Origin of the sequence: Actinophytocola sp. (assembly GCF_036555685.1) — a bacterium.
GTDB lineage: Bacteria > Actinomycetota > Actinomycetes > Mycobacteriales > Pseudonocardiaceae > Actinophytocola.
In genome coordinates this window covers 1-4,642 of record NZ_DATBKY010000258.1, presented here as the reverse complement: position 1 = coordinate 4,642, position 4,642 = coordinate 1, and the positions used below count along the sequence as shown (strand labels likewise).

1 protein-coding gene is annotated in these 4,642 nt (G+C 72.4%); it reads right to left on the bottom strand.

Features of this window, described 5'->3' with window-relative positions; genetic code table 11:
* On the bottom strand, window positions 1-4,642 hold a 4,642-nt coding region (locus VH969_RS25850; protein WP_331978718.1), incomplete at both ends, for a non-ribosomal peptide synthetase.

Here is a 4,642-nt window from a genome sequence, read left to right as displayed (position 1 = left end):
GCTGGCCCACGTAGCCGTGTGCCAGCCCGGCCCCGGCGACGTACACCTCTCCGACGACACCGGGCGGGACCGGGGTGAGGTTCGGGTCGAGCAGGTAGGAGCGCTTGTTCGCCACCGGACCACCGATCGGGACCGTCGGGTCGACGAAGCTGCGCGGCACCTGGTAGGCCGTCGTCAGGCCCATGCTCTCGGCAGGTCCGTACCCGTTGGCGACCCGCAGGTCCGGGTACGAGCGCATCGCCTTCACCACGTGGTTCGGCGAGGCCGCCTCACCGGCGGTGATCGCCCAGTGGACGCCGTCGAAGACCTCGGGCAGCTCGTCGGTCATGTGGTTGAACAGGCTGGCGGACATCTGCAGCATCGTGACGCCGTGCTCGGCGACCAAGTCTGCGATCACGTCCGGCTGCGGGTTCTGGCCGGGCTGCAGCACGCACGAGCCGCCGAACAGCAGCGCGCCGAAGACCTCCAGCGCGAAGGCATCCCAGGACACCGGCGCGCACTGCAGGAACACCTCCGCCGGGCCGAAGTCCACGTAGGACTGTCCAACGAACGTGCCGACCAGCGCCTGGTGCGGCGCCGCGACGCCCTTGGGCCTGCCGCTGGAACCGGAGGTGAACATCACGCAGGCGGTGTCCAGCGGGTCGACCGGGATCGCGGGGTCGTGCGACGGACAAGCGGCGATGACCGCCGAGTCGGTGTCGATCCGCACGTGCACGACGTCCTCGGCGCCCAGCTGGTCGACGAGCCCGTGCCGGGTCACCACCACCGGTGCCGCGGTGTCGGCGAGCGCGGCCCGCAGCCGTGCGGCCGGAAAGTCCGGGTCCAGCAGCGTGTACCCGCCGCCTGCCTTCAGCACCGCCAGCAGCGCGATCACGAGCTCGGGGCTGCGTTCCAGGTAGACGCCGGCCAGCACGCCCCGGCCGACACCGGCGTCCACCAGGTGGTGCGCCAGCCGGTTCGCGTGCGCGTTGACCTCGGCGTAGCTCAGCCGGCGCGTGCCGAACAGCACGGCCACCGCGTCGGGGGTGCGCAGGGCCTGTTCTTCGAACAGCTCGTGTGCGCACCGGTCCAGCGGGCAGTCCGCCGCTGTGTCGTTCCACTCCACCAGCAGCCGGTTCCGCTCGGCGTCGGTGAGCAGCTCGACATCGCCGATGCGCACGCCGGGGTCGGCGGCGACGGCGGTCAGCAGCAGCACCAACCGGTCGGCCATGGCACGCACAGTGCCTGCGTCGAACAGGTCCGATGCGTACTCCAGTGCCCCGTCGATGCCCGCGGGCGCCCCGCTCGCGTCGTGGTTCTCGCCAAGCGCGACGGTCAGGTCGAACTTGGCGGCCCCGGTGCCCACCTGCTCGCCGCGCACGGTGAGCCCCGGCAGGGTCAACTCACCCCTGGCGTTGTTCTGCACGGCGAGGCTGACCTGGAACAACGGATGCCTGGCAGGCGAGCGGGCCGGCCGCAGCAGGTCCACCAGCCGCTCGAACGGCACGTCCTGGTGGGCGTAGGCCGTTAGGTCGTGCTCGCGGACCCGGTCCAGAAGCTCGGTGAAGGTCGGGTCGCCGCCGGTGTCGGTGCGCAGCACCAGCGTGTTGACGAAGAACCCGACCAGGTCGTCGAGCGCCTCGTCGGTCCGCCCGGCCACCGGTGAGCCGATCGGGATGTCGGTGCCGGCGCCGTGCCTGGTGAGCAGCGCGGCGAGCGCGGCCTGCACAACCATGAACAGCGTCACCTGGTGTGCCCGCGCGAGGTCGGTGAGCCGGGCGTGCAGGTCGGCATCGACGCGCACCGCCACGACCCCGCCGTCGTGCCCGGCGACCGGTTGCCGGGGCCGGTCGGTCGGCAGGGTGAGCTCCTCGGGCAGGTCGGCCAGCGCGCTCGCCCAGTAGTTCAGCTGCCGGGAGACGAGGCTGTCCGGGTCGTCCTCGGAGCCGAGGAGCTCCTGCTGCCACAACGTGTAGTCCGCGTACTGCACCGGCAGCGCCGTCCATTCTGGACTGGTCTGGGCCACGCGGGCGGTGTAGGCGGTGGACAGGTCCGACAGCAGTGGTCCCATGGACCAGCCGTCGCTCGCGATGTGGTGCAGCACGAGCACCATGACCGCCTCGTCCGGAGCGGTTTCGAACACGGTCACCCGGATCGGCAGGTCCTCGGCGAGGTCGAACACCGCGCGAGCCGCCCGGTCGAGCCGCTCGGGAAGCTCCGCCTCCGTGCACGATTCGAACGCCACGAGCACCTCCGCGTCTGTACGGATCCGCTGGTGGGGCCTGCCGTCGACGACCGGGAAGACCGTGCGCAACGACTCGTGCCTGCCGACCACGTCGCCGAACGCCGTGGCGAGTGCCGCACGGTCCAGCTCGCCCCGCAGCCGCAGCGCGAACGGCGCGTTGTAGGTGGGGTTGGGGCCGTCGAGCTGGTCGACGAACCACAGGCGCTGCTGGGCGGAGGACAGCGGCAGCAGGTCGGGCCGCGGCATCGGGCGCAGCGGCGTCCGGACCCGCTGCTCGTCGTTCAGGCGGGCGGCGAGGCCGGCGACGGTCGGCGACTGGAACAGGGTACGGATGCCGAGCTCCGCGCCGAGCGCGGTGCGCACCCGGCTGATCAGCTTCGCGGCGAGCAGGGAGTGGCCGCCGAGGTCGAAGAAGCCGTCGTCGATGCCGACGCCCGGCAGGCCGAGCACGTCCGCGAACAGTCCGCAGAGGATCTCCTCGCGGGGGGTGCGCGGTGCCCGGCCGGTCACCGACGCGGCGAAGTCCGGGGCGGGCAGCGCGGCGCGGTCGAGCTTGCCGCTCGCGGTGATCGGGAACGCGTCCACCGGTACGAACGCCGACGGCACCAGGTGCTCGGGCAGCCGGTCGGTCACGTGCCTGCGCAGGTCGGGCACGCTCAGCGCGGTACCGGGTGCCGGCACGACGTAGGCGACCAGCCGCCGGTCCCCCGGTGCGACGTCGCGCACGACTACGGCGGTCCTGGCCACCGACGGGTAACCGCCGATCACGGCCTCCACCTCGCGTGGCTCGACCCGGAAGCCGCGGATCTTGACCTGGCCGTCGGCGCGGCCGAGGAACTCCATGACGCCGTCGGCGCGCCAGCGCACCAGATCACCGGTGCGGTACATCCGCCTGCCGGGGAGGAACGGGCTTGCCACGAACCGCTCGGCGGTGAGCCCGGGTTGCCCGACGTAGCCGTCGGCCAGGCCGATGCCGGACATGTAGAGCTCGCCGACCACGCCGGGTGGGACCGGGCGCAGCCCGCGGTCGAGTACGTGCACCCGCTTGTGCGCCAGCGGCCTGCCGACCGGGATGGACGCCAGCGCGGTGTCGGCGGGCTCGATCCGGTGGGTCAGCGTGAAGATCATGCTCTCGGCCGGCGAGTAGCCGTTGACCAGCCGGACCTCCGGGTGACGGGCGAGCATGGCCGCGACGTGCGGGACCGACGCCGGCTCACCGCCCGTCATCACCTGCCGGACGCCCGCGAACACGCCCGGGTGTTCGTCGAGCAGGTGGTTGAGCAGGCTCGCCGACAGGTGCGCCGTGGTGACGGCGTGCTCGGCGATCAGCTCGGCGATGACCTGCGGTTCGGGCTTCTGCCCCGGCTGCAGCACGCAGGTGCCGCCGAACAGCAGCGCGCCGAACAACTCGAGCGCGAAGCCGTCCCAGGACACCGGCGCGCACTGGAGCACCACCTCGTCCGGGCCGAAGTCCGCGTAGGACTGGCCGAGAAAGGTGTTGACCAGTGCGCGATGCGGTGCGGCGATGCCCTTGGGCCTGCCGGTCGACCCGGAGGTGAACATGACGCACGCGACGTCGCCCGGGCGGGCGTCACAGTCGGGGGCGGTGCCGGGCAGGCCGCTGAGGTCCTCGTCGAGATCGAGTGCGGGGACGTCGAAGGGATTGTCCCTCCTGGTGATCACGAGGCTGCAGGCGGCGTCGGCGAGCACGCGGGCGAGCCGCCGGGTCGGGAAGTCGGTGTCGAGCAGGGTGTAGCCCGCGCCCGCCTTGAGCACCGCGAGCACGGCGGTGACGAGGTCCGGGCCCCGCTCGAGGTGGATGCCCACCAGCGATCCCCGGCCGATGCCGAGGGAGGTGAGCCGGTGCGCCATCCGGTTGGCCGCGGCGTCGAGGGCGCCGTAGCTCACGCGGCGGTCGGCGAACACGAGCGCCGTGGCGTCCGGGGTGGCGACGGCGTGGTCGGCGACCACGTCGTGGACGCAACGCTCGACGACTGGTCCGGTGGCGGTGGCGTGCCACCCGGTGAGCACCTGGGCGCGCTCGCCGGGCGTCATGATGTCGATCTCGCCGATGCGGGAGTCCGGGTCGTCGACGACGGCGGCCAGCAGCAGGCCGAGCCTGCGCGCCATGGCGTCCACGGTGGACCGGTCGAACAGGTCGACCGCGTACTCCACGTGGGCGGTCAGCCCCGCGTCGTCCTCCTCGAAGGCCACGGACAGGTCGAACTTGGCGACGTCGGCCCCGACCGGCACCTGCTCGGCGCTCAGCCCGGCGAGCTGTGCCTCAGCGCGGGTGTTGTTCTGCAGCACCATGTTGACCTGGAACAGGGGATGCCTGGCGAGCGTCCTGGCCGGGTTGAGCGCCTCAACCAGCCGCTCGAACGGCACGTCCTGGTTGGCGTAGGCGGCCAGGTCGGC